2 protein-coding genes and 1 pseudogene are annotated in these 3,418 nt (G+C 80.3%); all 3 read left to right on the top strand.

Going from position 1 to position 3,418, the window contains the following annotated elements; genetic code table 11:
• The first annotated feature begins 185 nt into the window (after positions 1-185).
• The 3 genes and pseudogenes from AB0L34_RS19875 to AB0L34_RS19865 all read left to right on the top strand — a co-directional run bounded on the left by AB0L34_RS19875 (position 186) and on the right by AB0L34_RS19865 (position 3,284).
• Positions 186-635 (top strand): SAV_6107 family HEPN domain-containing protein, encoded by a 450-nt coding sequence (locus AB0L34_RS19875; protein ID WP_350712116.1) that lies wholly within the window; start codon positions 186-188, stop codon positions 633-635.
• 91 nt (positions 636-726) lie between these two features.
• A pseudogene (locus AB0L34_RS19870) lies at positions 727-1,461 on the top strand (hypothetical protein); the annotation flags it as partial.
• A 143-nt stretch (positions 1,462-1,604) separates the two neighbouring features.
• Positions 1,605-3,284 (top strand): DNA polymerase Y family protein, encoded by a 1,680-nt coding sequence (locus AB0L34_RS19865; protein ID WP_363705806.1) that lies wholly within the window; start codon positions 1,605-1,607, stop codon positions 3,282-3,284.
• The last annotated feature ends 134 nt before the right edge of the window (positions 3,285-3,418 follow it).

Below are 3,418 nucleotides of genomic sequence, written 5' to 3'. Positions count from 1 at the left end.
GCCCACGACCCCCGGGCGGCGGGCGACGAACCCGCCGGTTGTGCCGGCCGGGTGTGGTGTGGGGAAGCGTCCACACCCGGCCGGCCCCATCCGGTGCGTCTTCCTCCGCACCACTCGACCCGGCGTCCCGCCGGCGGACCAGCTCCGCCCGCAGGGGCGGCTCGGCCACGTGGAGGAGACAGTCCATGCCGACCAACCCGGCTCAGGCGCCGACGGTGCCGGCGCACGTGCTGCCGCACCGCACCCCCGCCCAGCTTCTCGCGGTGGCCCGCCACGGGCTGGCCGAGGCCGCTCAGACCCGCCCCGACGGCCTCCGCTACGCGGCCGCCCACCTGGCCGCGCTGCGCGCGGCGGCGGCCCTGCTCGCCGCCCGGGCGCGTCCCGCCCCGGCCCGGCGCAACCGGATCACCAGCGTCTGGGTCCTGCTCTCCGGTGTCGCCCCCGAGCTCGACGAGTGGGCCCGGTTCTTCGCCCTCGGCGCCGGCAAGCGCGCCGCCGCCGAGGCCGGCATCCCGCGGGTCGTGACCGCCCGGGAGGCCGACGACCTGCTGCGCGCCGCCGAACAGTTCGTCGCGGTGGTGGAGGCCGCGCTCGGCGTGGCCCACCAACCGGCGCTCGACGGCCTCGCCGCCTGATCCGTGACGCCCGGGCCGTCCGGCGGGGGGAGCCGGGCGGCCCGGGCGCCACGCGTACATCCGATCGACAGCACGACGGGGGGTAGGTCCGATGGCGGGCCGGATGGTGGTCGGTTCCGCCGCACTGGCCGCTCTGGTACGTCCGGCGAGCGCGCCGGATCCGGCGGGCGGTCACCGGGTGCTGCCGGTGGCCCCGGAACTGACCGGGCTGCTGCCCAACCGGGGGCTGCGGCGCGGCAGCACGATCGCGGTCGCCACCGGCCAACCCCGGCGCAGCGGCGGCACCTCGCTGGTCCTGGCGCTGCTCGCCGAGGCGTCCCGGGCCGGTTCGTGGTGCGCCGTGGTGGGGGTGCCGACGTTCGGGGCGGGCGCGGCCGCCGAGCTCGGCATCGCCCTGGACCGGCTCGCCCTGGTGCCCCACCCGGGCCCGGAGTGGGCCACCGTCATCGCCGCGCTGATCGACGGGGTGGACGTCGTGGTCACCGCCGTGCCGGGGACGGTCTCCGCCTCGGTCGCCAACCGGCTGGCCGCCCGGGCCCGGCAACGGGGCAGCGTCCTCGTCCCGTACGGGCGGTGGGACGGCGCGGACGTGACCCTCCAGGTGGTCCGGGGAGCCTGGGAGGGGCTCGGGACGGGCCGGGGCCGGCTGCGCCGCCGCGAGGTCACCGTCTCGGCGCGTGGGCGCGGGGCCGCCGCCCGCCCCAAGGAGATCAAGATGTGGCTGCCCGGGGACGGGCTCACCCGGGTCATTCCCCGCTCCGCCCCCGGCCCGGCCGCCGGGTCCGTCACCGGCCGGTCGGCCGCTGGCCGGCTCCGCCCGGTCGCCGCGTCCACCGTGTCCGCCCCGTCGGCCACCGTGTCCGCCCCGTCGGCCACCGTGTCCGCCCCGTCGGCCACCGTGTCCGCCACGTCGGCCACCGTGTCCGCCGACACCTCCCGGCGCGGCCCGCTCACCCTGGTCGGTCCGGCATGACCGGTGCGCCGGTGCGGACCCTGCTGCTCTGGTGCCCGGACTGGCCGGTGCTCGCCGCCGAGATCGTCGACGGGGTGCCCGCCACCGGCCCGGTCGCCGTGCTGCACGCCAACCGGGTGGTCGCCTGCTCGGAGCGGGCGCGCGCCGAGGGGGTGCGCCGGGGGCTGCGCAAACGGGAGGCGCAGGGGCGCTGCCCGCAGCTCACCGTCGTCGAGTACGACCCGGGGCGGGACGCCCGGGCGTTCGAGCCGGTGGTCGCCGCGGTCGAGGAGCTGGTCGCGGGCGTCGAGGTGGTGCGTCCCGGCGCGTGCGCGGTGGCGGCCCGGGGGCCGAGCCGCTACCTGGGGGGAGAGGAGGCGGCCGCCGAGCGGATCGTCGAGCACGTCGCCCAGGCGTGCGCGGTGGAGAGCCAGGTCGGCATCGCCGACGGGGTCTTCGCCGCCGGGCTGGCCGCCCGCGCCGGGCAGGTCGTCCCGCCCGGCGCGACACCGCGGTTCCTCGCCGACCTGCCGGTCGAGGCGCTCGGCCGGCCGGCCCTGACCGACCTGCTGCGCCGGCTCGGCGTACGCACCCTGGGTGACTTCGCCGCGCTGCCCGCCGGCGACGTGCTGGCCCGGTTCGGCTTCGACGGTGCGCTCGCCCACCGGCTGGCCGCCGGGCGGGACCACCGTCCGCTCGCCGTCCGGCAGCCCCCGGCCGACCTCGCGGTCACCGCCGACCACGACGAGCCGCTCGACCGGGTCGACACGGCGGCCTTCGCCGCCCGGGCGCTGGCCGAGCGGTTGCACGACCGGCTCGCCGCGCACGGGCTGGCCTGCACCCGCCTCGGCATCGAGGCAGTCACCGCGCACGGCCAGGAGCTGCACCGGGTCTGGCGGCACGACGGGCTGCTCAGCTCGGCCGCCATCGCGGACCGGGTGCGCTGGCAGCTCGACGGCTGGCTGTCCGGTGGCGTCGGCCGGGGCGGCGCCCGCCCGGCCCGGCCGACGGCGGGCATCATCCGGCTGCGGTTGGTCCCCGACGGGGTGATCGCCCAGGCCGGCCTGCAACCCGGCCTGTGGGGGGAGGCCGGCGAGGAGCGGGAGCGGGCGCACCGGGCCCTGAGCAGGGTGCAGGGCATCCTCGGCCCCGAGGCCGTGGTCACCGCGGTGCTCGGCGGCGGCCGTTCACCCGCCGACCAGGTGCGCCTGGTGCCGTGGGGGGACGAACGCCTGCCGGCCCGCCCCGGCCCACCGCCCCTGCCGGCCGGGCCGTCGGACCGGCCGGGTCAGTCGCCCCTGCCGGACCGGCCGTCGCCGCCGCCGGACCGGTCGCCGCTGTCGGGCCGCCCGTCGGCGCGGTCGGGCGAGCCGCCGTGGCCGGGCCGGCTGCCGCCGCCCGCGCCGGCCGTGGTGCTGCCCGACCCGCTCGCCGCGGCCGTGCACGACGCCGCCGGCGAGCCGGTCGTGGTCAGCGCGCGGCTCCAGGTCAGCGCCGCGCCGGCCCGGCTGACCGTGGGCACCGCGCGGCCGGCCGAGATCGTCGGCTGGGCCGGCCCGTGGCCGGTCGACGAGCGCTGGTGGGCGCCGGCCGAGGCCCGCCGCCGGGCCCGGTTCCAGGTCTGCCTGGCCGACGGCACGGCCCTGCTGCTCGCGGTGGAGGCCGGGCACTGGCTGGTGGAGGCGATCTATGACTGAGGGCGCCCGGCCGACTGCGGGCGTGGGCCCCCCCGGGGGGGGGGGGGCCCGGGGGCCCGGGGGGGGCCCCGGGGGGTGGACCCCCCCCAAGGGGCCCGGGGGGGGGGGGGACGCCTGGGGGGCGGGCGGGAAGC

Source organism: Micromonospora sp. NPDC052213, assembly GCF_040679695.1.
GTDB lineage: Bacteria > Actinomycetota > Actinomycetes > Mycobacteriales > Micromonosporaceae > Micromonospora.
The sequence above is the reverse complement of the archived record's forward strand: the minus strand, read 5'-3'. Positions and strand labels throughout refer to the sequence as shown.